The organism is Bradyrhizobium sp. USDA 4474, assembly GCF_054057515.1.
Genome location: NZ_JBSRZJ010000002.1, coordinates 1034224 through 1059409, shown reverse-complemented (window position 1 = coordinate 1059409; position 25186 = coordinate 1034224). Strand labels below are relative to the sequence as shown.

Genomic DNA, 25186 nt, shown 5'->3' with positions numbered 1-25186 from the left:
GATTGATGCCGTTTTTAAATTGATGGAACGGCAGGCCGGTGGCCGTCCCGGTGCGAGCACGCCGAATGGGTCTCGTCCGGGCTGGCTATACCAATGCCAGGTTCGTCGGGTGCACGCCGGTGAAGATGCGCTGGATGCTGTCGTTGCCGAGACCGAAGACGTGGCCGAACAGATCTGCAAACAGCGCGCGATAGTCGGTCAGAACCGGATAGTCGCGGTTCTGGAACAGATGCGGCTGCTCGACCTTGACCTGCTCGCCGAGAATGCGGCCGCCGTTGATGCCGCCACCGAGCACCCAATAGACGCTGCCATGACCGTGATCGGTGCCGCGGTCCCCGTTTTCCCGGAAGGTGCGGCCGAATTCGGAGATGACGACCACCACCGTATCGCGCCACGCCGTCGGCCCGACCTCCTCGGAGAAGCCGACGAGGGCGCGTCCGAGCTCGCCGAGCCGGTCGGCGAGATAGCCGTTGGCGGCGCCCTGGTTGACATGCGTGTCCCAGCCGCCAACGTCGACGAAACCAAGATTGAACTGCTCGCGCATCAATCGGCCGATGCGCCGTGCCGATAATTCGAAACCGCGCGGCGAGACGGCGCCGCGGTTGGCGGCATTCATCTCTTCGGAGACCGAGCGATAGACGTCGTCGCGTACGCGAAAACCCTCCGACACCGAGGCCGCCAGGTTGGACTGGACGTACATCTTCTTGATCAGATCGGCCTGACGATCGTCGACGCCGGGCTTGCCGACGTTGCTGATCCCAGTGTTCGGCACCTGCGACTTGCCTCGGAAGATGAGCGGAAGCTGGTCGGTGAACGCAATCGGCTTGACCCGCGTCAGCTCGCCTGCGAGCCGGCTCATGAAGCCGGAACGATAGTCGCGCGTCCCCCCCGCGGACTGGCCGAGTTCGATCGTGTCCTGGGTCTCGAAATGGCTCCGGGTCAGATCGTCGCTGGTCCCGGCGAACGGAATGAAGGCGATCTCGCGCCTGGCCCAGAGCGGATAGATGCTGTCGCGCAGGGCCGGATGCAGTCCCCAATCGGCGTCGAGCGCCAGCGCCGCGTTGGGGTTGCCGACATCGGGCCTGGCGATGGCGAGCGTTGGTCGCGAGACACGGTAGAAATCACTCGATACCGGCACGACGACATTCGCCGCGTCATAGGCGCCGCGCAAGAACACGACCAGCATGCGGGCATCGGTCGCGGGCGCTGCCCAGACGCGGCCTGCCACGGTGAGCGGAGCGAGGGCGGCAAAGGTCTTGATCAGCTCGCGACGGTTCATGGCAATCTCCCGTGCTCAGTGCATGAATTCCGGTGACGACAGGAACAGCGTGTTCCAGTCCTGCGGTGAGATCGCCCTGTCGAGCGATGCCAGCGTTGCGGGGCCGAGAGTCTTGCGAAGGCCGTTGAAGTAGAGCGCGTTCTGCAGTTGCGGGAACGCGGGCAACTCGACCGGATTCGGCCCGTCGGATTTGAACAGGCCGGACGATCCGGATCCGATCTGGCGTGCGATCTCGAAGCGAACCATCATCTGACCGGGGCCGTTCCACGACGCCGAGGTCAGCGGGTAGCCGTCCGGCGTCTCGTGGTTGAACAGGCCTTCGCCGAGGCGATTGATCCAGCCCTGGATCGGCGCCGTGTTCAATATGACCCGGTCGTCATAGGCGAGACGGACCGCCGAAAGCACGTATTGCACGGGATCCTTGAAGCGCGTGCCCGGCTTCAGCGCGGCCTCGAATTCGGGTGAATGGACCATCGTGGCGAGTATCGCGGCAATGTCGCCGCCAGTGGATTTGAAGGTCTGCGCCATCCGCTGTACCAGCGCTTCCGGCGGATTGTCGGAGACGAAATAGGTCGCGATCTTGCGCGATACATGATTTGCGGTCGCGGGATGGTGGACCAGGATGTCAATGGCCTCGTCGACCTCGGCGAGCCCACGGCCCTTGATGGTGTGACCGAGGAAGGCCTTGTCGCTGTAATCGTGACGGGACGGGTTGAACTCGAAGGCGCCCTCGCGCACGAGCTGGGATTGCAATTCCGGCTTGAGCTTCGGGTCTTCCGGCTTGGTGTCGATGCCGACGCCCGTGAGGATCTTCGCCAGCGCTTCCACGTCGGCCTGGGTGTAGCCGGAGCCGACGCCCATGGTGTGCAGCTCCATGATCTCGCGGGCGTAGTTCTCGTTCAGATGGCCCGCCGCGTTGTCGGCATTGTCGAGATAGCGCAGCATCGCGGGATGACGAACGGTCGCCGCGAGCAGGTCGTGAAACTTGCCCAGCGAGTTGGGACGAAGGGCATGATCGACGTAGTCGCCGACCAGCACGCGCAGATTCGATTTGTACTGGTGGACGTTGAAATGATTGAACCAGAACCAGACCATGCGCTCGCGCAGCTGGTCGGGCGCGTAGAGCGCGCGCAGGATGGTGCGCGCCGCCGCCTGCTTGGCGCGATCGTTCATCGCCTGCTGGAACACCTGCTGCGCCGCTTTCTTCTGCTCGGGGTCGATGACCTGGCTGGCGCTCTTGGACTGCTGCTCGAAGGCGACCGCAATGTCGAACGGGAAGCTGTGGACGTCGGGCATCGCCTCGATCTGCGCCTTGGCCGCGTCGGGCAAGGGAGGGTTGCCGGCCGGGTGCAATTGCTCCTGCAGCCAGCGTTCCGCACCCATCCCCTGCATGTGTGCGGCACTCGAGGTGCTGACACCGAAGCTCAGCCGATCGAGCAGAGCGAGATCGTGCGGATTGAGATCGTCGGCACGGGAGATGTTCGGTGTCAGGCCTGTGGCTAACGCCACGAGCGCCGCGATGCGCGACCATTGCAGCCGACGATATGCGCTTCTGCTATCCACGATAGGTCCCGTCCCATGACGCGTGCATATCATGCGCGGTGCGGCTGAACCTGCCCTGAATGGAATGGACTCAATTCACGGTAGTGCCATCAAATTCCAGCGAGCGGCGACAGTGCGCTGTTTCCGGTTTCCTACTTCTGCGCGCCCGGCAGGAGCGGAGCCAAGAGGCTGCGCGTGAAGCCGGGCGGCACGGCGTCCAGCCCCAGCACGGAGCTTGCGGCCGGGAGAGTGGCATCCGCCATCGCGGCATGGCCTTCGGCACTCGGATGCACGGCGCCGCCATAGACGGCCGAGAGCACGCCCCAGGTCGCGTCGTGGATGTCGGTCGGCTGGCTCGCCGCCGGCAACCCCTGCGGATAGGTCATCGCCGCGAAATAGCTGTCGTTGGCGTCGCGAATCCAGCGTGCGCGCGGCAGATAGGCGCGGTACTCCGACGCGCCGCGGCCGCACACCATCGGCTGGCTCGCCGCGCTGACGATGTCAGGGTTGAAGCTCTCTCCGTTCTCGGCAAAGCAAGTGCGGTCGAACTCGGGATCGTTGCCGGAGTGAGCACAAAATCCGTGATCGGCGAATGCGGACTGGTGCGCATCGACGAAGGTCATACGGTCGGCCTCGGGATCACGGCACAGCGCGCCCCGCGTGCAGGTGGCCAGCCCCTTCAGTTGCGGCAGGAACTCGGTGTCGACGAAAGTCGAGACGCGGGCGAGGCGCTGTGGGTCGGCGTTGAAGGCGGGATGGATGTCGAAACCGGCGCGGCCGCCGCGGCAGGGCACGCCGCCGTCGGCAAGGGCCGGGTTGGCGTAGGAGACGTAGACCACGTGCGAGAGATCGCCGCCGACCAGCGGTTTCAGCGCCTCGCGCAGCTTGACGAAATTCTGCGGCAGCTCGCGTTGTAGCGCGTCGCGGGATTCGTCGACGCTCGCCATCACGCCGGAGCGGCGGAACAGCGCGCGCTCGGTCGCGGTCTCGACGATGACGTCGGCGACCAGGCCGGAAAAGTAGACGTCATTGGCCCCGATCGAGAGCAGCACGAGATCGAGATTGCGATCCGGCTGCCGCTTCTTCGCCGCGGTCAGCGCTTCGCGCAGCTCGGCGACCTGGGCATTCACGCTGGTGTTGCAGACGCCGCTCTTGCCGGGCGGGCATTCGCGGGCGCGCTGCGAGCCGAGCAGCCCGTCGCTGATGCTGGCGCCGGTGCAGGCGAGCGGCAGATAGGTCACGGCGATATGGGTGTAGCGCACCGCGAGCGCGAGCGCCGTGCGGGCCTGATAGCTGTAGAGAGAGCGGTGGCAGGGCGAGTTGAACCACAGCGCGCCGAAACGTTGCCAGTTGCCGAGCGTGTCCGGTGCCTCGCAGGCGCGGCCGCCCTTGAAGCCGGCGCGGCTCGGCCGGTAATATTGTGTGCCAGCGGTGCCGAGATAGGAGCGGAAGCAGAAACCCTCGTCGGATAGCGCCAGCGGTCGGTCCGGATTGCCTTCGCCGGAGGCGATGCTGTCGCCAAGGCCGGCGATAAAGATGTCGCGGACCTGGATCTCGGTCTGGATGCGCTGGGTCGGATCGGAGCCGGAGGAAACGTCGACGGTCGCGACCGTCTGCTTGCCGTAGCGGACCCGCAGATTGACCGGCTCGGCGCAGTCGAAAGTCGAGGTCTGCGGCCCGTCGCCGTCGTCGAACGACCAGGCGCAAGTGGCCCCGACCGGCACCGCGCCGGCCAGGCGTACGGTGATGGGGTGGTCGATCGGCGTGAGGTAGTTCTCTTTGACGTTGTCGCGGGTACAGGGCTGGTTAACCCGGCCCTGCAGGTCGATGCAGAGGCGGTTGACCATGTTCCGGGCCCAGCCGCGGCCCTCGCTCTGCAGCTCGAGAGACTGCTCGGCGGCGAGGATGCTGCGGTTACGCGCATTCTCGACATGCAACAGGAAATCGCGCTCCTCGCGGAACAGGCGGAAGCGGTTGCGGACCTCCCAATTGATCTGCATGGCCCCGGCATCCTGCGCGACTGCGCGTTGGGGCGGCAAAACGGCGAGGGACCCGGCCAGCAGCAGGGCGGCTAGAAGAAAAGTACGAAGGGAAACAGGGATCATGGCCCGCGTCTTCAACGGCAAAGTTGAGGCGGAAATAAGAGAGATCGCTGCGCCGCCTGCAACCTCTTGTCTGCAGAGCTCCCGGAACGTAAGCGTCGGCCGGCCTTAACGCTTGCTGGCCTGACGCACCAGCCGCTCGCGCTCCATCGGCGTCACCTCCTTGGGCAGATTGGCCTGCGCGCAGGCTTCCGCCAGCCGACGGCGCTCCTGCCAGGGCCGGACCACATTCATCCAGAGCTCGCGGGTGCCCATGATGGAGATGGCGAGACCAAACGGGATCACGAAATAGAGGATGCGGAAGACCAGCAGCGTCGCCAGCAGCTGCTCGCGTCCGAATTCGGGCAACGCCACCAGCATGGCGGCGTCGAACACGCCGATCGAGCCGGGGGCATGGCTGGCGAAGCCCAGGAGCGTCGCCAGGATGAACACCACGGCGAGGGACAGGAAGTCGATCGGCGGATTGGCCGGAACCAACAGGTACATCGCCAACGCGCAAAATCCGAGGTCGACCACGCCGATCAGGATCTGCACCAGCGTCAGCGGCGCCGACGGCAGCACCACCTTCCAGCCCTTCTGGCCGAGCTCGCGGCGCTTCTCGCCCATGCAAAGCCAGACCAGATAGGCGCCGATCGAGGCGAGGCCGCCGATCGCGATCAGACGATTGATCGACGATGGCAGCTGATCCATGTAGGAAGCTGCATCCGGATGGATCGACATGCCGATCGAGAGCACGAAGATGTTACCGAGCCAGAAGGTCAGGCCGGAGAGGAAGCAGATTTTTGCGACGTCGATCGCGTTCAGCCCATAGTCCGAATAAATCCGGAAACGGATCGCACCGCCCGTGAACACGGTGGCGCCGATGTTGTGGCCGATCGAATAGGACGTGAAGCTGGAGAGTGCTGCGATGCGATAGGGCACGTGTTTCTTGCCTATCGTTCGCAGCGCAAAAAAATCGTAGAAGGTCAGCGTACAGAACGCCAAGAACACACAGAGCGCAGCCAGGCCGATATTGCCACGAGGGATATCGGCAAGCCCCGTGAGGATGGCGTTCCGATCGATCCCATGGAGCGTTCGCACGAGCGTGGTGACCGCGAAGGCGATGATCATCACGCTCGCGGCAATGCCCAGCCGTCGCCAGCCGATCCATCTCGTGAAGCCGCGTTTCAGCGCGGGCAGCAGTCCGTGCATTCATCCTCCCGGCAGGGGGCAAGGCCGACCGGGCCAGACATTGGACGGTCGGTTGCGATCACTGCCCGAACTGGGCGTCGATCGCTAGGCATGATGTAGCTCATTTAAGGCAAAAACAGAGACTTGTGCAGCCCTTGACAAGGACGGGATCCGCACGGAAGCGGCTCGTTTTGTCATATCTGGTTCACATGGGGCGCACGTTAAGCATATGAGTCGAGCGTCAGGCTTCGATTGCGCGTCGGTATGTTCAGATGGTTTTCACATCCCCCCGCTGCAAGCATTGTTCCGGCGCAAAAGGCTGAGGGTTTCCTTTGGAACGACGGCGCCGTCGACAGGTTAGCGCCCCATCAGCAACCGAACACGGCGAAACAAGCGGCTTTCGTGCAAGCCTGTGCCCGTCGTGTTCCCGAGACCCGCGAGGATCAGAACGATGGGACTGTTCACAAAAGACATCAAGACCATGAACGACCTGTTCGTGCATCAGCTACAGGACATCTATTACGCCGAGCAACAGCTCACCAAGGCGCTGCCGAAAATGGCAGATAAGGCGACGGATCCGCAGCTGAAGCAGGGCTTTTTGACGCACCTTGAAGAAACCAAGCAGCACGTCACGCGGCTCGAGGAAGTATTCAAGATGCACGGCGCCCAACTGAAGGCGGTCGATTGTCCGGCCATCGACGGCATCATCGAGGAGGCTGATGAAACCGCGGGCGACGTCGCCGACAAGGCGGTGCTCGATGCGGCCCTGATCAATGCGGCGCAGGCCGCCGAACATTACGAGATCGTTCGCTATGGCAGCCTGATCGCCTGGGCCAAGCAGCTCGGCCGCACCGACTGCGCCGCTGTGCTCGCCAAGACACTCGAGGAAGAGAAGGCGACCGACAAGAAATTGACATCGCTGGCCGAGAGCAAGGTGAACCTGAGGGCAGCGAGCTAACAGCGAGATAGCTTCCGCCTGGAGACGCCGTGCATTCCGCACGGCGTCGCTTTTTTCGGCTGCGCCTAGCCGGCCTGGTATTGCAGGCCGAACACCAGCGCGACCAGCGCGAACATCGCAATGGTCACGGCGAAGACCAGGCTCGCCACAGTCGAGCTGATCAGGGTCGCGAGGACGCCGATACCGATCACCGGAAGCGCGTTGCCGAGAAAGCAGCAGATGAAATAGGCCGAGACCACTTCGGCGCGGCGGTCATCCGGTGCGACCTGGTTCACCACCTGAAGGCTGCCGCGATAACCGAGGCCCGCTGCTACGCCGCAGATCGCGGTCGCCGCGATCATGACGCCGAGTGATTCTGCGAATTGTGCGGTGACGAGCAGGGCTAGGCTCGGCAGCATCAGGCCGATCGACCACAGCATCGCGGCGCGGCTCGACAGCGCCGCCGGCCGACCTGATCGGACATCCGGCCGAAGATCATGAGTGCCGTCAGGTTTCCGACGACGTAGACGGCGTAGATCAGGGTCAACGTGATCTGCGAGAAACCCAGCTGTTGTTTGTAGATGACGTAGAGCGGGGTTGCGACCGTGCTGCCGGCGAACAGTGCGCCGATCAGGCAGGAGACAGCAATGACGGTTGCGGTCTTGCCGAACTGTGATCCTGCAAAAAACCGAGGGAACCGAGGTGTTGCCAACTCTTGCCATGACCGTCGGCTCCATGACTGTCGCTGCCTCGACGAGCAGACAGGCGGCTCAACACGAAGCAATCTGACGTTGTTCCCATGCCTCTGCGCCGAGCGGACCTGCATCGCGGGCAGAGCGTCGCGAGTTTCCGGGGCTGATTACAATCGACTTCGCGGCGACGTTTCGATCAGAACCGAAGCGTTGTCACGCAACGAAGGCCTAACGGTGGCGTTCCCCCTCCAAACACGAGGTGGATCATGTCGGCAGAATTTCTTCAGATGGATTCCTTTCCGAAAGCGTGGAGCAGGCGAGGTGCGCAAGCATCGTCCGCTCTGACACTCACTGCAATGAGCCTCGGCTATGGTGTGGTGCAGCTCGACGTCACCATCGTCAACACCGCACTCGACGCGATGGGCAAGTCGCTCGGTGGTGGCGTCGCCGAGTTGCAATGGGTGGTCAGCGCCTACACCATCGCCTTTGCTGCCTTCATCCTGACCGCCGGCGCACTCGGCGACCGGATCGGTGCCAAGCGCATCTTCATGGCCGGGTTTGCGATCTTCACCGCAGCCTCGCTGGCTTGTGCGCTGTCTCCCAACGCCGTTGTGCTGATCTGTGCACGGCTGGTTCAGGGGTTGGCAGCGGCAATCCTGGTGCCGAATTCGCTGGCGCTGCTGAACCACGCCTATGCGGATGATCGTGCGCGCGGACGTGCGGTCGCGGTCTGGGCCGCCGGCGCAAGCCTGGCGCTGACTGCAGGTCCCTTCGTCGGCGGCGCGCTGATCACGCTGGTCGGCTGGCGCGCCATCTTCCTGGTCAATCTGCCGATTGGCCTCGCCGGCCTGTGGCTGAGCTGGCGATATGGGACCGACACGACGCGGGCGCGCTCGCGGGAGATTGATCTGCCTGGCCAACTCACTGCGATCGGTGCGCTCGGGTCGTTGGCTGGTGCGATCATCGAAGCCGGTGCGCTTGGATGGGCACATCCCGCGGTGATCGCGGCATTCGTAGGCTCGGCCGTCCTCGCGGCGCTGTTCGTCTGGCGCGAGAGCCGCACGGCGCAGCCGATGCTGCCGCTGTCCTTGTTCGGTCACCGGCTGTTTGCCCTGACCACGGTCGTCGGTCTCCTCGTCAATATCGCGATCTACGGCCTGATCTTTGTGCTGAGCCTCTACTTCCAACGGATCAACGGCTTGTCGGCGTGGTGGACCGGACTTGCCTTCGTGCCGATGATGGGCGCGGTGCTGCCGGTCAATCTGCTGGCGCCGCGCATTGCCGAGCGCATCGGCCCGTGCCCGACCATCGTCGTCGGTGCCTCGATCTCCGCGCTCGGCTGCCTCGGCATGGTGTGGATCGAGGCCGGGACGAGCTATTGGGCGATCTTTGCCCAGATGATCGCGATCAGCGGCGGGCTTGGCCTTTTGGTGCCGCCGCTAACCTCGACCTTGCTCGGAAGTGTCGAGAAAGCGCGCTCCGGTATCGCGGCCGGTGTCCTCAACGCGACCCGGCAGACCGGCAGCGTGCTCGGCGTCGCGCTGTTCGGCTCGCTGCTCACCTCCGACGGCGCCTTCATGAGCGGCCTTCACCAATCGCTCATCATCTCGGCGGCGGTCCTTCTGATCGCGGCGGCCGTGATCGGCCTGGGCGCGAGGGTGCCTGCACGACCAATGTGAGCGGTCAGACACACTCCCCGTTCACCATTCCGGTAACCGGCGCACGGCCGGTTACCGACTGTCCATTTCTGCTGGTTCTAGTGCCCGGCAGGATAGGGGCCGGCAATGTATCAAGTTCTGTTTTGTCTCACGGACCAGCATGATTGGCGTCTGGTCGCACTCGGCGGCGCGGTCTGCCTGCTCGCGAGCGCGGCGGCAATCAGCCTGTTTCACCGGGCGCGTGCGGCGAACGGCGGTGCTCGCCTCGTGTGGATCACCCTCGACGCCGTCGTCGCTGGCTGCGGCATCTGGGCAACCCATTTCATCGCGATGCAGGCCTATGGGCCGGGCGCCGGTGGTGCCTACAACATTCCCGTGACGATCCTCTCGCTTATCTTTGCGATCGCGGTCACCTTCATCGGTCTCAGCATTTCGGTTTCGACCAGGCGCGGAGCTTTGGTCGCGCTTGGCGGGGCTGTCGTTGGCGGCGGTGTCGCTGCCATGCATTACACCGGAATGATGGCGTTCGAGATTCCTGCCCATATCAGTTGGACTGCGGGAACCGTCGCGGTATCGATCCTGCTCGGCGTCGTCTTTGGATCGAGTGCCCTGTTCGTCGCGGGACGAGGCGATAATCTGTCCAACGCGCTTGCCGCCACGGCCCTGATGACGGTTGCCATCGTCTCGCACCATTTCACCGCGATGGGCGCCCTGCAGTTGACGCCCGATCCGACGCTTGCGATCGGCGGTCTTTCGATCCCGCCGGCCTCATTGTCCATCCTGACCGCCAGCGCGGCCGTCGCCATTATCGTTATCGCGCTCGCGGCCGCCGTGCTCGACCGTCGCTCCAAGGGCGAGATCGGGCGCCAGCAGGTCGTGCTCGACACCGCGCTCGAGAACATGTCGCAGGGACTGTGCATGTTCGATGCGGAAGGCAAGATCATTCTGTTCAACGAACGCTATGCGGCGATGCTTGGCCGCTCCGACATGCAGCTCACCGGCCGTGTTCTGCGCGACATTCTCCGCGAGGAAGCGGCGAAAGGGCAGTGGAATGGCGATCCCGAGCAATTCTTCGCGCGCCTCGTCGCCGATGCCCGGCAGGGGCGCACGACGACGGACGTCGTTCGCCGGTTCGACCGCTCGATCCGTGTCGTCAACCAGCCGATGCAGGGTGGCGGCTGGGTCGCCACCTTCGAGGACATCACGGAATGGCTGGAGGCGCAGGCCAAGATCTCGCACATGGCGCGCCACGATGCGCTGACCAACCTGCCGAACCGCGTGCAGTTCCACGAGCAGCTCGAACAGGGCTTGCGCCGGGCGGGTTCGAACGACCAGCTCGCGGTGCTCTGCCTCGACCTCGATCATTTCAAGGACATCAACGACTCGCTTGGTCACCCGATCGGCGACGCGCTGCTGAAGGAGGTCGGCCGCAGGCTGAAGGCGACCGTCGGCGAGCACGACACCGTGGCCCGCCTCGGCGGCGATGAGTTCGCCGTGGTCCAGATCGGTCGCTCCGAAGAGGCTGCCGCGCGGGCGCTTGCCCGCCGCCTCGTCGAGGTGATCTCCGCGCCTTACGAGATCGACGACCATCAGATCGTGATCGGCGTCTCGATCGGCATTTCGCTGTCGCCGCAGGACGGCAGCAATCCTGATGAGCTCTTGAAGAACGCCGACCTGGCGCTGTACCGCGCCAAGGCCGACGGCCGCGGCACCTATCGTTTCTTCGAGACAGGCATGGATGCGCGCGCGCAGGCGCGGCGCCTGCTCGAAATGGATATGCGGGCTGCGCTCCAGCGCGACGAGTTCCAGCCCTATTACCAGCCGATCCGCGACGTCGCCAGCGATCGTGTCGTCTCGTTCGAGGCATTGCTGCGCTGGAACCATCCGCAGCGCGGCCTGATCTCGCCTGTCAGCTTCATTCCGCTTGCCGAGGAGACCGGCCTTATCGTCCAGCTCGGTGAACTCGTGTTGCACGGCGCCTGCGCCGATGCCGCGACCTGGCCTGACGACGTCGGCGTCGCCGTCAATCTGTCGCCCGTGCAGTTCCGGAACCCGAACCTGATCGCATCCGTGACGGAGGCGCTGGAGAAATCAGGGCTCGCGGCGAACAGGCTCGAGCTCGAGATCACCGAATCCGTGCTGCTGCAGAACAGCGAGGCGACGCTGACCACCTTGCACGACCTGCGCGCCATGGGCGTGCGGATCTCGCTCGACGATTTCGGCACCGGCTATTCCTCGCTGAGCTATCTGCGCAGCTTCCCCTTCGACAAGATCAAGATCGATCGTTCTTTCGTGTCCGAGCTCGCCACGCGCGAGGATTCGGTGGCGATCATCCGCGCCGTGACCGGCCTGGGCCGCAGCCTCGGCATCGTCACCACGGCGGAGGGTGTCGAGAATGACGCGCAGCTGGAGCTGCTTCGGCGGGAAGGCTGTACCCAGGCGCAGGGCTTCCTGTTCAGCAAGCCGCGGCCGGCCTCCGATATCGCGATGATGCTGAAACGGCCGCTGCTGCGCGCGTCGGCCTGAGGAGCTAGCCGCGGCGTAGCGCGAAATGCGCGCCACAGAACGCCATCACCGCGCCGAGACACAGCGCCGCGAGACCGGCAAGCACGCCCGAAATGGTCGGAAGCGGGCTCGGCGCCGCGGCGGCCTGTCCGGCGCCGGCAAGCAGGAGCACGCCGACCGCGATCAGGAATTGCCGCATCCTCTGCGGAATTTGGCCGGAGACGGCGCTTTGCATCAATGTCGCCGTGAAATAGCCGCCGGAGAATCCGACAGATGCGATCAGCCACCAGGCGATCGCAGCACCGGTCGGCATGAACTCATGCGTGTCGGCGCGCCAGAGCCCGCCGAGGTCGAGCCCGTAGCGAGCACCCAGCATGTGCACCGCGAGCGCGAGCAGCACGCCCGCGATGACGGCGGCTCCGAGAATCAGGCGGCGCGGAAAATAGATCGTCTCAGCCATGCCTCGCTTGTAGGATGGCGGAGGGCGATTGCGCAAGCGGATCGCGGACGGGATTGAGCGATGCAGGTGTCGGACGGGTATGGCGGGGCGGTCACGAGCTATGCCTACAAGGCGTCGCTGATCGGTTCGGCGCATCGCTTCGAGCTGACCGACGAGGGATTGTCGTGGCGCATCGCCGGGCGCTCCGGCCTCTGGCGCTATGACGAGATCAGTGCAATCAGGCTGTCGTTCCGCCCGGTCTCGATGCAGCAGCACCGCTTTCGCGCCGATATCAGCCGCGTCGGAGGCGGTCGCATTGCGATCCTGTCGACGAGCTGGCAGACCGCGGCGCTGATGGCGCCGCAGGACAGCGGGTTTCGCGATTTTCTCGTCGAGCTTCACGCGCGGTTGGCGAAGGCCGGCAGCCGCGCCGAGCTTACCGCCGGTCTCGGCGTCAAGACCTACGTGGCGGTGTTGGCATTCCTGGCGCTGCTGGCCGTGGCGATGACCGGACTGTTGATCCGCGCGCTCTTGATCGGCGAATTCGCCGGCGTGCTGTTCATCCTCGGCTTTGCCGCGCTGTTCGCCTGGCAGGTTGGGGGCTTCGTGCAACGCAACAGGCCGCGTGCCTACAACTTCGACCAACTGCCTCGCTCCCTGCTGCCTTAGGGCTTGCAATCCGCCGCAATGAAAATTGACTTCGCAGCCGCGCGCCGGTCCCGCATCGTGGTGCGATGACATCTGGGAATCGCAGCATGCGCCTGCCGACGGCGGACGAGATCGCCGGGATCAACCGCACCCATCTCGTCGATACGCCGCTTCGGCCGGCCGATTTGCTGTTCGTGTTCGGCACCCGCGAGGACGTCGCGCTTCGCGTCGAGACCGCCGCCCAACTGTGGCGTGACGGGTATTTCCGCTGGTCGATTGTCAGCGGCGGTGTCACCTCAGGCTCGGAGCAATCCGAGTGCACCATCATCAAGGCGGCGATGGTCGCTGCGGGCATTCCGGCGGACCGGACCCTCGAGGAGCATCGCGCCACGAACACCGGTGAGAACGTGATCTTCTCGCTGCCCATCATCGATGCGACGCTGGGACTGCGCAACATCCGCAGCGTGATCTGCCTCGGCAACACCTGGACGGCGCGGCGTTATCCGATGACGCTGCACCGGCACTGGCCGGAGGTGACGAAACTGCTGCTCACCGTCGATAGCTTTACGACACCGCGCGCGCTTTGGCACACCGACCCTGAGTTTCGCCGTCGTATCCTGCACGAATGGGACAAGATCGAGCCGTACAAGGCGAGGGGATTCATCGCGGAATGGCCGGAGCGCTGAGCGCTTCCCGCGCGTTATTCCGTCGAGTCGAAATCCTCCTCCTTGGTGCCGAGCAGCGACACGATCGTGCGCAGGCCGGAATCGAGCTGCTCGAAGGAGGGCGGGGCGAGCGCCAGGCGCACCGCGTTCGGGGCGTGGCCATGCGCGACCGCGAAGGTCGAGGATGGGGTCAGCGCGATGCCGCGCCGGGCTGCCGCGGCAACGAATGTCTGCGAACGCCAGTGCGGCGGCAGCGTCAGCCAGAGATGATAGGAGCGCGTGTCGGCGGCGACCTGGTAGCCGGCGAGCAGCCGTGCCGCGGTCTGCTGGCGCCGCGCGGCGTCGATGCGCTTCAGCCGCGTCAACTCGGCAACGGTGCCGTCGGCCATCAACCGCTGGCCGGATGCGAGCGCGTGGCCCGAGGCGATCCAGCCGCCCGTGCGCACCGCGCTCATCACGCTTTCGCGCAAATGAGGCGGCGCAACGAGGATACCGAGCGCAAGCCCCGGCGCCACTTTCTTGGAAAGGCTGTCGAGCACGATGCAGCGGTCCGGCCCGAGCGCTGCGAGCGGAGCGTCGTCTGCGAGGAAGCCGTAGACGGTGTCCTCGATGATGGTGAGATCGAGCTTTTCGGCGACCCGCATGATGTCGGCGCGCCGCGTCGCGTTCATGGTGACGCCGAGCGGATTCTGGATGATGGGCTGGAGATACAGCGCCGACAGATGCGCTTCGCGGTGCGCCTTCTGGATCGCGTCGGGCCGCGCGCCATGTTCGTCCATCGGGATCGGCACCAGCGTGATGCCGAGCCGAGCGGCTATGCTCTTGATGTAAGGGTAGGTGAGGGCTTCGACGCCGCAGCGGCCGCCGGTCGGAACCAGAGCTGCGAGCGCGGCCGCGAGCGATTGCTTGCCGTTGGCGGTGAACACGATCTGCTCGGCCTGCGGCGCAAAATCCTTGCGCGCGAGATAGGCCGCGGCGGCATTGCGGGCGCTCTTCGTGCCGGTGCTGGTCGAGGCGCGCAGCACGGATTCCAGGGCGTCGACGCGCTCCAGTCCGGCGAGGCTCTTGGCGATCATCGCCCATTGCTGCGGCAGCAGCGGATAATTGACCTCGAAATCGATGCGCGCATCGCGCGGCTCGGCGATGCTCTCGACTTCGCGCCTGATGTCGCCGGAGATGAAGGTGCCGCGTCCGACTTCGCCGACCACCAGGCCCCGGCGCAACAGCTCCGTATAGACCCGGCTCGCGGTCGAGACCGCGATGCCGCGATCATAGGCAAAATTGCGCTGCGGCGGCAGCCGGTCGCCGGCCCTTAACGTGCCGTTAGAGATATCTGCGGCAATGGCATCCGCAAGCTTCACGTACTCGAACTTGGACATTATTGCACCGAGAGCAATGTTTTTCTTGCTCCGAGTAATGTACTGGAGCATTTAAGTTCCATCAAGGTCCGCGATTAGCCGGGGAGAGCGAGAGCAATCCGACGGCAAATGAGGTGCAAGCGCTCAAGCGTTTGCGCCAACGGCATCTGCATCGCCGCGCGGGACTTCAGGCCGGAGAAGAAACATGACCATGATCTCGCAAACTGCCGGGCGGAGTTTACGCCCATCCTCGTCGAGCGGATTTTTTGCCAAGCTCGTCAACGCCGCCTACGCGCTGTTCGACAGCCTTGAGCGCCGCACCGCCATCAAGACGCTGAGCGAACTCGACGACCGCGCCTTGCGCGACATCGGGATCAACCGCAGCCAGATCGAAGACGCCGTCTACGGCCAGTTCAAAGCCGAACTGACGCGGTATCTGTGAGGCGCCTTGCCTGAGTCCCGGATGCGCTGCAGCGTTCTGACGCTGCTGCGCAGCCGTTACATCAAGCGCGCGTCGGCCTTCGGCCGGTGCTAAACTCGCAATGACGGGGTGGCGAGGTCTCGGACCAGCATTGTCAGCATCAGGCCAACGCGACCTGACCCCACAAACCTCCACACGCTCGATCGGTCTCGGACCGGTCGGGCTTGCGGCGAGCGGGACCCCGTAGGTCCATCTCCGCCACCACTGCTTCACGATATTGCTCCGAGGTTAATGGCGCACCACGAGCACCGAGCATTTCGCGTAACGCACCACGTGCCCGGCGTTCGATCCGAGGAAATAGGTGCGCATCGCAGGCCGGTGCGAGGTCATGACGATCAGATCGGCCTTCATCTGCGCGGCTTCCTCCAGGATCTCGTGATAGATGCCGCCCTGGCGAACGACGCTGGAGATATGGGAGGCGTCGATGCCGGATTCGCGCGCGACGATGGCGAGTGCCTCCTCCGAGGTCTGGCGCTGCTGCTCGTCGAAATCGGCCGGGACGTATTCCGCCAGCATCACGGGCGTCATCGGCAGCACGTTGAGCAGCCGGATCGATCCGTTCCAGTTCTGCGACAGCGTCGTCGCGGTCGCGATCGCAGGCTTTGCCAGATCGGTGTCGGCGAGGTCGATGGGTACGAGGATGGACTTGAACATCTGCGCCTCCCTAATGACCAAGCTGGATCAACATGGAGAAGGCGCCAGCGCGTCTCACCCCAGTCGAAGCAACTTGGGGCTGACGAACAGCACCAGTTTGCCGCGGCGGTAGGCCACGTCACTCCAATCCTTGACGGCAAAGTCCAGGATCGCAAGCCCCGCGGTGGGCAGATTGTCGGCGAGCGACTTGGCGGCTGCCGGATCGCCGCCGCCCATCAGCATCAGGGCAGCCTCGTGCATGCCTGGATTATGCCCGACCAGCAGCAATTGCCTTGGGTTGGCCGGGACGGTTGCGGTGCGAACGGTTTCGAGAATCCGCGCGGGGTCCGCGCCGTAGAGTTCCGGCATTATCTCGACCTCAGGCGCTGCGACGCGGTCCTTCATTGCCTCCCAGGCGATGTCCCAGGTTTGCCGGGCGCGGACCGCATGCGACACCAGCACCATCTCGGGGACTGGCTGATGGGCAGCGATCCAGTCGCCCATCTCGGCGGCATCCCGCTGGCCCCGATCGTCGAGCCGGCGGTCCTGGTCGCGGCCGCTCGGCGCGTCCGTCTCGGTCTTGGCGTGACGCAGCAGCATCAAACGGCGCATGGCATTCTCGAATCGTTCCACATCTTGAATAATGTACAGGCGCCCGTTGAGGACAAGGTGACAAGCGCCCGATTGGTATCTTAAGAAACGCTATGAGCGAGACTTTCACAAGCGTGTCCCAGGAAGAAGCCGGCTTTCGCGAGCGTGTCCGGCTGTCCTTCGATCTTGACGCCGATATCTGCATTATCGGGGCAGGGCTCGCGGGCCTTTCCATCGCGCTTGAGGCGGCCCGGCTCGGGGCTAGCGTCGCGGTGCTCGAAGGCCGCCATATCGGCTGGAACGCCTCCGGCAACCAGCTCGGCACGGTGATGCCCGGTTTTGCGCTGCCGCTCACCGAGCTGATCGAGCGCATCGGCTTCGAGGACGCCATCGAATTGTGGATGCTCTCCAAGCAGGGCGCCGAGTTCGTGCGCGCCAATGCCAGCGAAGAAAACATGCCTGATATCGGCCTCACCGACGGCGTGCTCGAGGTCTCCAACGTCGATGCCGGCGATCGGCTGATCAGCCGGCTGCAGATGCTGAATGAGGATTTCGACACCGAGGCCGAGGGCTGGCAGGTCGATCGCGTTCGCGCGGCGCTCAAGACCGATCGTTATTTCCACGGCGTCCACTACCCCAAAGCGTTCCAGGTCGACGGCCGCAGATATGTCCACGGCCTCGCCGCGCTGGCGCGGCGCGCGGGTGCGCGCATCTTCGAGGATACGCCCGTCGTCAGCATCGATCATTCCGGTATCCGCAAGCGCATCGTGACGCCCTCGGCACGGCTGCGTGCCAGCCAGATCGTGCTCGCCGGCAACATTCATCTCGGCGCGCCGTTGCGGCGGCTGTCGGAGACGCTGCTGCCGGTCTGGCGCTATGCCGGCATCACCGCGCCGCTCGGCGATCGCGTGCACGAGATCATCGGCTTCAAGGGATCGGTGATGGATTCCGATGGCATCGATCATTTTCGCATCGTCGATGGTGACCGCCTGATGTGGGAGAGCCCGGAGACGACCTGGGCCGTGCGGCCGCAGCGCTTTGCGGGCAGCGTCAAGCGACGGATCCGGTCGATCTTCCCTGAGCTCGGCAACGTCGAGATATCAGAAACGTTCGGCGGCGCCACCGGGCAGACCGTGCACGGCATGCCGCAGATCGGAGAATTGCGCAAAGGTCTGTGGGTGGCGAGCGGGTTCGGCCGCCAGGGCATGAACATTTCAGCCATGTCCGGGCAGCTGATCGCGCGCGGCATCCTGTCGGGCGACGACCGATGGAAACTGTTTTCGCCATTCGAACTGGTCTGGGCCGGCGGCAGCGCCGGGCGGGTTGCCGGCCAATTGGTCGGCCTATGGGGCAGGGCGAGTTCCGCTGCCGCGGGGTCGCTTGCGCGCTATCGCGAGCGGGCACGGGTAAAGGACCGGAAACGCGAGGCCAGGCTCGCTGAGGCCAACCGGGCTGCTGGCATCGGTCCGCGCCGTCAACCCTCAGGGGTTCGGCCGCGTGTGGCCCCGCCGGCGCCGCAGCCGGCTGCGCGGGAGGTAGCGGAACCGGTTGCCCAGGAGCAGGGCGTCTCGCAATAAGGGCGCGAAAAATTCCGCCTGGACGTGTAACATCGGCCGTTAGGGCCCGTATCTCAGGGCATGGACTCCCTGCGCACGGAGAATGAGATGTTTGACCGCCGCATCCTGCTAACGACCGTCGCCGGCCTGTTTGGCCTTTCGGCCTTCCGCTGGCTGAGAGCAACGCCGGCGCAGGCTGGGGAGAAAGCCGCGCAAAAATTCGAGATCGAGAAGACCGACGCCGAGTGGCGTGCGCAATTGACGCCGCAGCAATATGAGATCCTTCGGAAGGAGGGCACCGAGCGGCCCGGCTCCAGCCCGCTGCTGAACGAGCATCGCAAGGGCATCTTCGCCTGCGCCGGCTGCGACCTGCCGCTGTTTGCGTCCGAGACCAAGTTCGAGAGCGGCACGGGCTGGCCGAGCTTCTACCAGCCGATCGAGGGCAATGTCGGCAAGACCGAGGACCGCACCTTCGGCATGGTGCGCACCGAGGTGCACTGCCGCCGCTGCGGCGGCCATCTCGGTCACGTCTTCGATGACGGTCCGAAGCCGACGGGATTGCGCTATTGCATCGACGGTTTCGGGCTGGTCTTCCACCCCGCGACGCCGTCGGCGACCTGAGGTTTGTTCCCGGCAATTGTTGCCGGTCCGGCAATTATGCCCCGGTCATCGGATCGGGGCATATCTATTTAAGTCGTTGATTTCATGAGAATACCCGCATTGGCATAGGCCTTGCGACGTCTCCTCCGACTGCGGCCATTGGTCTGCCGGCCGCCGAGATCGGATTTGGAGACAAAGTTATGGGTATCTTCGATGCAATGAACACCTCGGTGGGTGGCCTGCAGGCGCAGTCCTACGCGCTTCAGAACATCTCGGGCAACATCGCGAACTCGTCGACCACCGGTTACAAGGGCATCGGGACCAGCTTCGAGGATCTCATTCCCGACGCCTCCGTGCCGAGCAAGCAGGTTGCCGGCGGCGTCACCGCGCACGCGCAGGCGACCATCACCACCCAGGGCACGATCTCGTCCTCCTCCGTCGCCACCAACATGGCGATCACGGGCGACGGTTTCTTCTCGGTGCAGAAGGCCACCGGCACCGTCGACAACGCGCCGGTGTTCGACGGCGTCTCCTATTACACCCGTCGCGGCGACTTCCAGATCAATTCCAACGGCAACCTCGTCAACGGCGCCGGCTATTATTTGATGGGCGTCGCGGTCGACCCCAAGACCGGCAACCCGACTGGGAACGTGCCGACGGTGCTGCAATTCCAGAATAATTTCGTCCCGGCGCAGGCGACGTCGTCGATCCAGTACGCGGCGAACCTGCCGACTCAGCCGAACACGCCGGCGAGCTCAACGGGAGCGAGCGGGTCGTTGCTTGCGGCCGGTGGGCTGAATCCATCCGATTTCACAAACAACCCGTTGATCTTTGGCACGCCCCCCGCGCCCTATACGAGCGTGGCGGTCACCGGGTCGGCTGCCACCGGCAACTTGCGCTCAGCCTATACGTCCACCACCGCGACGGGGGCTGTCGCGCTTCAGGACAGCGCCTCGGCCGCAGCCAATAGCGGCACGTCCCTCGATACCGGAACGACCCCGCATCTTGACCTCAGCTCGCTCATTGGTCAGACGCTGACGGTTAACGGCAACACCATACAATTCAACAACACCACCACCGTCTCGCTCGGCACAAGCTCCACGATCGGCCTCGGCGCAGGCACTGGCGCGAAGGTGTCAGACGTCCTGAGTGCGATCGCGTCAGCCGCCGGCGTCCCCGCCGGCAACGTGACGATGACCGCCGGTGGAAAGATCCAGATCGCTACCGGCACCGCCACCGATGTGACAGTCCTCAGCAGCCAGGCCGCAACCACGCTCGGCCTCAGCACTGTGACGCGCGGCGGCAATGTTCTGTCCAATCCAGCGATCACCGGCACAACGTTGCTGAGCGGTACTGCGACCGCCGGCGGTCCGGAAGTCCTCTCAACGGGCTTTCAGGCGGGCGATACGATTACGGTCGACGGCAAACCATTGGTTTTCATGGCGTCGGGTGCCTCCGGGGCGAACCAGATCAACGTCGGCGATGACATCAACACCTTGCTGGGCAAGATCGACGCGCTCAGCGGTGCGAATGGATCCTCGGTCAATTCTAGCGGGGTCGTTACGCTGAACACCGGCACGGTCAATAACCTGTCAGTATCGGTGTCTGGCTCGGCCACCGCCAGTGCTGCCTTCGCCGCCCTCGGCTTCACGTCATCCATCTCCAAGAATCGTGGCGGCGGCGGTGGCTCCGGTCAAGGCACTGTGCTCAGCAGCGAGGTTGCGACCTTCACGAAGGAATCCATTAGCGGCGGCGCCGTCACCGCCTACAACGCTGCGGGCACGCCGGTAAACCTGCAACTACGCTGGGCCAAAACCGATAGTGCCTCGTTGGGTGCAGGTCATGCTGACACGTGGAACCTGTTCTACCAGAGCAACACGACCGGCGCGGATCCTGCATGGACGAACGCGGGCCAGGCCTTCACCTTTGCCAGCGACGGTTCGCTGACCTCGCCGGGCGGCTCGGGCATCACCCTCAACAATGTCTCCGTCGACAATCAGTCGCTCGGCTCGGTCGCCTTCAACATCTCCTCGGGCGGGCTGACGCAATATGCGAGCACCAGCGGCGCGGTGACCATCAACACCATCACGCAGAACGGCTACGCTGCCGGTCAGCTTCGTTCGGTCGCCGTCAACAACAACGGCATCGTGGTCGGCACCTTCTCCAACGGCCAGAACCTCGACCTCGCCCAGGTCACGCTGTCGCACTTCAACGGCACCAACTACCTCAAGGCACTCGATGGTGGTGCCTATGCCGTGACCGACCAGTCGGGACCGGCGATCGCCGGTGCTTCGGGCACCATCAGCGGTTCGTCGCTGGAAGGATCCAACACCGACATCGCCGACGAGTTCACCAAGCTGATCGTGACCCAGCAGGCCTATTCGGCCAACACCAAGGTGATCACGACGGCGAATTCGATGGTCCAGGATCTTCTGAACGTGTTGCGCTGATCGGCGCGCAACGTAACCGAAGGCGGCAAGTAAGATGGGTTTGAGTTCAGCCCTTGCCAGTGCGATGAGCGGTCTGCGCGCCAACCAGGCTGCGCTCTCGATCGTGTCGTCGAACGTCGCAAACTCGCAGACGCCGGGTTACGTCGCCCAGACGCCGAACCAGATCGAAGTCACCACCGGTGACTTCGGCTCGACGGCGAAGACGACGGGCGTCAGCCGCGACATCGACAGCTATGTGCAGAACCAGCTGCGCACCGAGACCGGCGGCAGCGGCTACGCCGATCAGATGGCCAACATTCTGAAGCAGCTTCAGAGTGTCTACGGCACGCCCGGCAACAGCGGCACGCTCGAAAACGCGCTGAACAACTTCACCTCTTCGCTGCAGGCGCTTTCTACCAATGCCGGCTCCTCGTCGGCGCAGACCGTCGCGCTCGGTGCGGCGCAGTCACTGGCAACGCAGCTCAACGTCACCACCAAGGGCATCCAGTCGCTGCGCTCGAACGTCGAGCAGGATCTCGGCACCTCGTCCCAAGCCGCCAATGCCGCGCTGAACCAGATCGCCGACATCAATACCAAGCTTCAGGGCCTCGCGCCGACCGACCCGTCCGCGGCGACGCTGATGGACCAGCGCGACCAGGCGATCAACTCGCTCTCGAAATATGTCGATGTCCGCGTCACCACCGACGGGTCGAACCAGGCCAACATCTACACCACCACAGGCATCCAGCTGGTCGGCGCGGGGCTCGCCTCGCAATTCTCGTTCGCATCCGTCGGGGCGCTGTCGGCGACGTCGCTCTACAACGTCGACCCGGCCAAGTCCGGGGTCGGCGCGCTCACCATCAAGCTGCCGAACGGCTCGTCCATCGACGTCGCCGGCAACAATGTCGTCTCCTCCGGCCAGATCGCGGCCGACCTGAAGCTGCGCGACCAGACGCTGGTGCAGGCGCAGAACCAGGTCGACCAGCTCGCCGCGACGATGTCGAGCGCGCTGTCGGACAAGACCACGGCGGGCACCACCGTCGCCGGACCGCCCGCCGGCTTCGATATCGATCTCGCCGGCGCGCAGCCCGGCAACACCGTCAACATCACCTATACCGACTCCACCAACACCCAGCGCCAGGTTACCCTGGTGAACGTGACCGATCCGACGGCGTTGCCGCTGCCGAACGGCACCAATGCCAATCCGGTGCAGATCGGAATCAATTTTTCAGGCGGCATGGGCGCCATAGCAGCGGCGCTCAACGGCGCGCTCCCGGGCTCGCATCTGTCGTTTTCCCCAGCGCCGTCGCCTGCGAGTGCGACGACGCTGCGCGTCACCGATGACAATTCCGGCCTTGCCAAGGTTACAGCGGCGTCGAGCAGCAAGACGGTCTCGTCGCTGACCTCGGGCGGTCCGCAGCTGCCGCTGTTCACCGACGGCGGCCAGGCACTCTATACCGGGGCGATCACGGGATCCGGCTCGCAGATGACCGGCCTTGCCGGCCGGATCGCCGTGAACACGCAGCTCACCGCCGACCCCACCAGGCTGTCGATCTACAGCACCTCGCCGGTGACGCCCACGGGCGATACGACACGATCGGACTATCTCTACTCGCAGCTTACCACCACGACTTATTCCTATTCGCCGCAGACCGGTCTCGGCTCCGCGAGCCAGCCGTTCACCGGCAGCATCTCGAATTACCTGCAGCAGTTCCTGAGCGTCCAGGCCAATGCCTCGACCCAGGCGACCGCGCTCCAGCAGGGCCAGAGCGTCGTCGTCTCGACGCTGCAGGCCAAGTTCAACTCGACCTCCAGCGTCAATCTGGACTCGGAGATGTCGAACCTGATCCAGCTTCAGAATGCCTATGCCGCCAACGCTCACGTGATGTCGGTGGTGCAGAGCATGATGAATACGTTGATCCAGGCTCAAGGGTAGTCAGTAGGGCTCTGAAACATGTCGATCAGCAGCATCAATTACGGCTCGTCGGTCCTCGGCGCACAGATCCGCAACATCAACCAGCAGCTCACCGACCTGTCGACGCAGCTCTCGACCGGCAAGCTGTCGCAGAACTACTCCGGCATGGGCACCAACGAGGGCTTTGCGATCGCCTCGCGCGCGCAGCTTTCGAACATCGCCGCCTATACCGACACGATCACCAACGTCAACGTCAACATCAACCTCGCCAACACGGCGCTGCAGTCGCTGACGACGATCCGCAACACGGTGCAGACGGGCTCGGCCACCAGCTCGCAGGATCTCAACGTCAACGGCCAGACGGTGGCGCAGAACACCGCCGCCGCGCAGTTCGGCTCGATGGTCGGCGTGCTCAACACGCAGTCAGGCAACCGCTATCTGTTCTCCGGCACCGCCTACGATACCCAATCGGTCGCCAATGCCGGCGACATCATCAACGGCACCACGACGCAGGCGGGCCTGAAGACGGTGATGGCGGAACGCCAGGCCGCTGATCTCGGCGCCAACGGCATGGGGCGGCTGGTGCAGTCGCAACCGACCACCACCTCGGTGCAGGTGGCGGAGGACAGCCCGGCATCGCCGTTCGGGTTGAAGATCTCAGCGGTCTCCTCGAACCTGACGGGCGCAACGGTCACAGGTCCGAGCGGCTCGCCGGTGTCGTTCTCGGTCAATTTCGGCGCCACGCCTCCCAGCAACGGCGACAAGATCAGTGTGCAGTTCTCGCTGCCTGATGGTTCGACCGAGCAGGTCGACCTGACCGCGAGCACCGCAACGCCGGTGCCGGTCGGCAGCTTTGCGGTCGACACCGGTAATCCCTCGGCCGTTCCGCCGGTTGCGCCCAACCCGGTCACCACGGCGACGAACTTCAACACCGCGCTGAACACCGCCATCACGAAGCTCGCCAACACGTCGCTGGTGGCGGCATCGGCCGTGACCGCCGGCGACAATTTCTTCAACACCGACAGCTCGGCGATCGGCGCTGCCAAGAACAACCAGGCAAGCCCTGCGGCACCGATCAGCGGCACCACCGCGCTCTCGGGCACGGCGCCCTCCGACTCGATCTCGCCGGGCTTCTCGGCCGGCGACAGCATCGCCATCAACGGCACCACGGTGAGCTTCGTTGCCTCAGGCGCGACCGGCAACCAGCTCAACGTCACCGACAGCATCCAGACCCTGATGAGCAAGATCGACCAGATCACGGGCACCTCGAAGCCATCGGCAATCCATGGCGGCTCGATCACCATCAACACCGACAATGCCGCGACCTTGAGCATCTCCGGGTCGACGGCGGGCGCGACCGCAGCGCTCGGCGCGCTGGGCTTCGCGTCTTCGCCGATCGCCGCGACGCAACCGCCGTTGCGGGTCGGCTCATCGCCGGCGAGCTCGGCGACGACGCTGGTGAACGGCTCGGCCACAACGGTGAAATGGTACACCGGCAATGACGGGCCGGGCTCGGCGCGCTCGACCGCGGTGGCACGGGTCGACGATTCGGTCACGGTACAATATGGCGCGCAGGCCGACGAGGACGCGATCCGCAAGCAATTGCAGGCGATCGCCGTGTACGGCACGTTCTCGACCTCGCCGACCGGGCAATATTCGGGTGGGGCGGTCGCAGCCCTGAGCCTGCGCACCACGCAGGCGCTGACGCCGCAGCAGGGCCAGCAGAAGATCGAGGACATCCAGACCGACATCGCGATGGCCCAGAACACCATGAAGGACGCGACCACGCGCCAGACCCAGGCCAAAGCGCAGCTGCAGACCATCGTCGACCAGGCGGAGTCCGCATCGCCCGATCAGGTCGCGAGCGAAATCCTGTCGCTTCAGAACGCGCTGCAGGCGTCCTACCAAACTACCGCCAATCTCGCGCAGCTCTCGCTGGTCAAGTACCTGTAGCGGCGCATTAAGGCGCCATTAACCATGCCTGTT

Annotated in this window: 21 protein-coding genes; 11 read left to right on the top strand and 10 right to left on the bottom strand. The window is 64.6% G+C overall.

The features are described from left to right. Positions 1–85: 85 nt before the first annotated feature. The 4 genes from ACVW16_RS06830 to ACVW16_RS06815 all read right to left on the bottom strand — a co-directional run bounded on the left by ACVW16_RS06830 (position 86) and on the right by ACVW16_RS06815 (position 6114). Positions 86–1279: a DUF1501 domain-containing protein gene (locus ACVW16_RS06830; RefSeq protein ID WP_456735691.1), complete on the bottom strand. Its 1194-nt coding sequence runs from the start codon at positions 1277–1279 to the stop codon at positions 86–88. A 15-nt stretch (positions 1280–1294) separates the two neighbouring features. Continuing rightward, positions 1295–2875 carry a DUF1800 domain-containing protein gene (locus tag ACVW16_RS06825; protein WP_456735690.1) on the bottom strand — a complete coding sequence of 527 codons (1581 nt, stop codon included), beginning with the start codon at positions 2873–2875 and terminating at the stop codon, positions 1295–1297. Between the two features lie 98 nt (positions 2876–2973). Continuing rightward, positions 2974–4926, bottom strand: a complete 1953-nt coding sequence (locus ACVW16_RS06820) for a hypothetical protein (RefSeq protein ID WP_456738715.1) — start codon at positions 4924–4926, stop codon at positions 2974–2976. A gap of 105 nt (positions 4927–5031) precedes the next feature. Beyond that, positions 5032–6114 (bottom strand): lysylphosphatidylglycerol synthase transmembrane domain-containing protein, encoded by a 1083-nt coding sequence (locus tag ACVW16_RS06815; RefSeq protein ID WP_456704554.1) that lies wholly within the window; start codon positions 6112–6114, stop codon positions 5032–5034. A 430-nt stretch (positions 6115–6544) separates the two neighbouring features. Between ACVW16_RS06815 and ACVW16_RS06810 the strand changes: the two genes are divergently transcribed. Next, positions 6545–7051: a YciE/YciF ferroxidase family protein gene (locus ACVW16_RS06810; RefSeq protein ID WP_456704553.1), complete on the top strand. Its 507-nt coding sequence runs from the start codon at positions 6545–6547 to the stop codon at positions 7049–7051. A 65-nt stretch (positions 7052–7116) separates the two neighbouring features. Here the strand turns inward: ACVW16_RS06810 and ACVW16_RS06805 are convergent, their stop codons facing one another. Then, a complete protein-coding gene (locus ACVW16_RS06805; protein ID WP_456735688.1) occupies positions 7117–7470 on the bottom strand; it encodes a hypothetical protein in 354 nt (117 codons plus the stop codon). After that, positions 7449–7814, bottom strand: a complete 366-nt coding sequence (locus tag ACVW16_RS06800) for a hypothetical protein (protein WP_456735687.1) — start codon at positions 7812–7814, stop codon at positions 7449–7451. The genes ACVW16_RS06805 and ACVW16_RS06800 overlap by 22 nt, the downstream gene beginning before the upstream one ends. 195 nt (positions 7815–8009) lie before the next feature. Here ACVW16_RS06800 and ACVW16_RS06795 point away from each other — a divergent pair, with 195 nt between their 5' ends. Beyond that, positions 8010–9401 (top strand): MFS transporter, encoded by a 1392-nt coding sequence (locus ACVW16_RS06795; RefSeq protein WP_456738195.1) that lies wholly within the window; start codon positions 8010–8012, stop codon positions 9399–9401. A 105-nt stretch (positions 9402–9506) separates the two neighbouring features. Next, entirely contained in the window at positions 9507–11906 is a 2400-nt protein-coding gene (locus ACVW16_RS06790) for a bifunctional diguanylate cyclase/phosphodiesterase (RefSeq protein ID WP_456735686.1), read from the top strand. A gap of 4 nt (positions 11907–11910) precedes the next feature. Here the strand turns inward: ACVW16_RS06790 and ACVW16_RS06785 are convergent, their stop codons facing one another. Beyond that, positions 11911–12345, bottom strand: a complete 435-nt coding sequence (locus tag ACVW16_RS06785; RefSeq protein WP_456704550.1) for a hypothetical protein — start codon at positions 12343–12345, stop codon at positions 11911–11913. A gap of 60 nt (positions 12346–12405) precedes the next feature. Between ACVW16_RS06785 and ACVW16_RS06780 the strand changes: the two genes are divergently transcribed. Together ACVW16_RS06780 and ACVW16_RS06775 are read left to right on the top strand one after the other, a co-directional pair. Then, positions 12406–12993 (top strand): hypothetical protein, encoded by a 588-nt coding sequence (locus ACVW16_RS06780; protein WP_456735685.1) that lies wholly within the window; start codon positions 12406–12408, stop codon positions 12991–12993. An 86-nt stretch (positions 12994–13079) separates the two neighbouring features. Then, complete coding sequence (locus ACVW16_RS06775) at positions 13080–13658, top strand: YdcF family protein (RefSeq protein ID WP_456735684.1); 579 nt, start codon at positions 13080–13082, stop codon at positions 13656–13658. 14 nt (positions 13659–13672) lie between these two features. Here the strand turns inward: ACVW16_RS06775 and ACVW16_RS06770 are convergent, their stop codons facing one another. Then, complete coding sequence (locus ACVW16_RS06770; protein ID WP_456735683.1) at positions 13673–15016, bottom strand: aminotransferase-like domain-containing protein; 1344 nt, start codon at positions 15014–15016, stop codon at positions 13673–13675. Between the two features lie 184 nt (positions 15017–15200). On the opposite strand from ACVW16_RS06770, the gene ACVW16_RS06765 reads away from it, so the two are divergent. Next, complete coding sequence (locus ACVW16_RS06765; RefSeq protein ID WP_456735682.1) at positions 15201–15437, top strand: DUF1127 domain-containing protein; 237 nt, start codon at positions 15201–15203, stop codon at positions 15435–15437. Between the two features lie 267 nt (positions 15438–15704). Here ACVW16_RS06765 and ACVW16_RS06760 read toward each other — a convergent pair whose 3' ends face one another. Continuing rightward, the gene (locus tag ACVW16_RS06760) at positions 15705–16130 is read right to left on the bottom strand and encodes a universal stress protein (RefSeq protein ID WP_092228165.1); all 426 of its coding nucleotides are present in this window, start codon (positions 16128–16130) and stop codon (positions 15705–15707) included. A gap of 54 nt (positions 16131–16184) precedes the next feature. Next, complete coding sequence (locus ACVW16_RS06755) at positions 16185–16721, bottom strand: SixA phosphatase family protein (protein ID WP_456704545.1); 537 nt, start codon at positions 16719–16721, stop codon at positions 16185–16187. 92 nt (positions 16722–16813) lie between these two features. Between ACVW16_RS06755 and ACVW16_RS06750 the strand changes: the two genes are divergently transcribed. From ACVW16_RS06750 to ACVW16_RS06730, 5 genes are all read left to right on the top strand, one after another. Beyond that, positions 16814–18277 (top strand): NAD(P)/FAD-dependent oxidoreductase, encoded by a 1464-nt coding sequence (locus ACVW16_RS06750; RefSeq protein ID WP_456704544.1) that lies wholly within the window; start codon positions 16814–16816, stop codon positions 18275–18277. A gap of 87 nt (positions 18278–18364) precedes the next feature. Further along, on the top strand, positions 18365–18877 hold the full coding sequence (msrB, locus tag ACVW16_RS06745; protein WP_456704543.1) for a peptide-methionine (R)-S-oxide reductase MsrB: 513 nt from the start codon (positions 18365–18367) through the stop codon (positions 18875–18877). 179 nt (positions 18878–19056) lie between these two features. After that, the gene (locus ACVW16_RS06740) at positions 19057–21306 is read left to right on the top strand and encodes a flagellar hook-basal body complex protein (protein ID WP_456735681.1); all 2250 of its coding nucleotides are present in this window, start codon (positions 19057–19059) and stop codon (positions 21304–21306) included. Between the two features lie 34 nt (positions 21307–21340). Further along, positions 21341–23221: a flagellar hook-associated protein FlgK gene (gene flgK / locus ACVW16_RS06735; protein ID WP_456735680.1), complete on the top strand. Its 1881-nt coding sequence runs from the start codon at positions 21341–21343 to the stop codon at positions 23219–23221. Positions 23222–23239: 18 nt separating this feature from the next. Next, complete coding sequence (locus ACVW16_RS06730) at positions 23240–25153, top strand: flagellar protein (protein WP_456735679.1); 1914 nt, start codon at positions 23240–23242, stop codon at positions 25151–25153. The last annotated feature ends 33 nt before the right edge of the window (positions 25154–25186 follow it).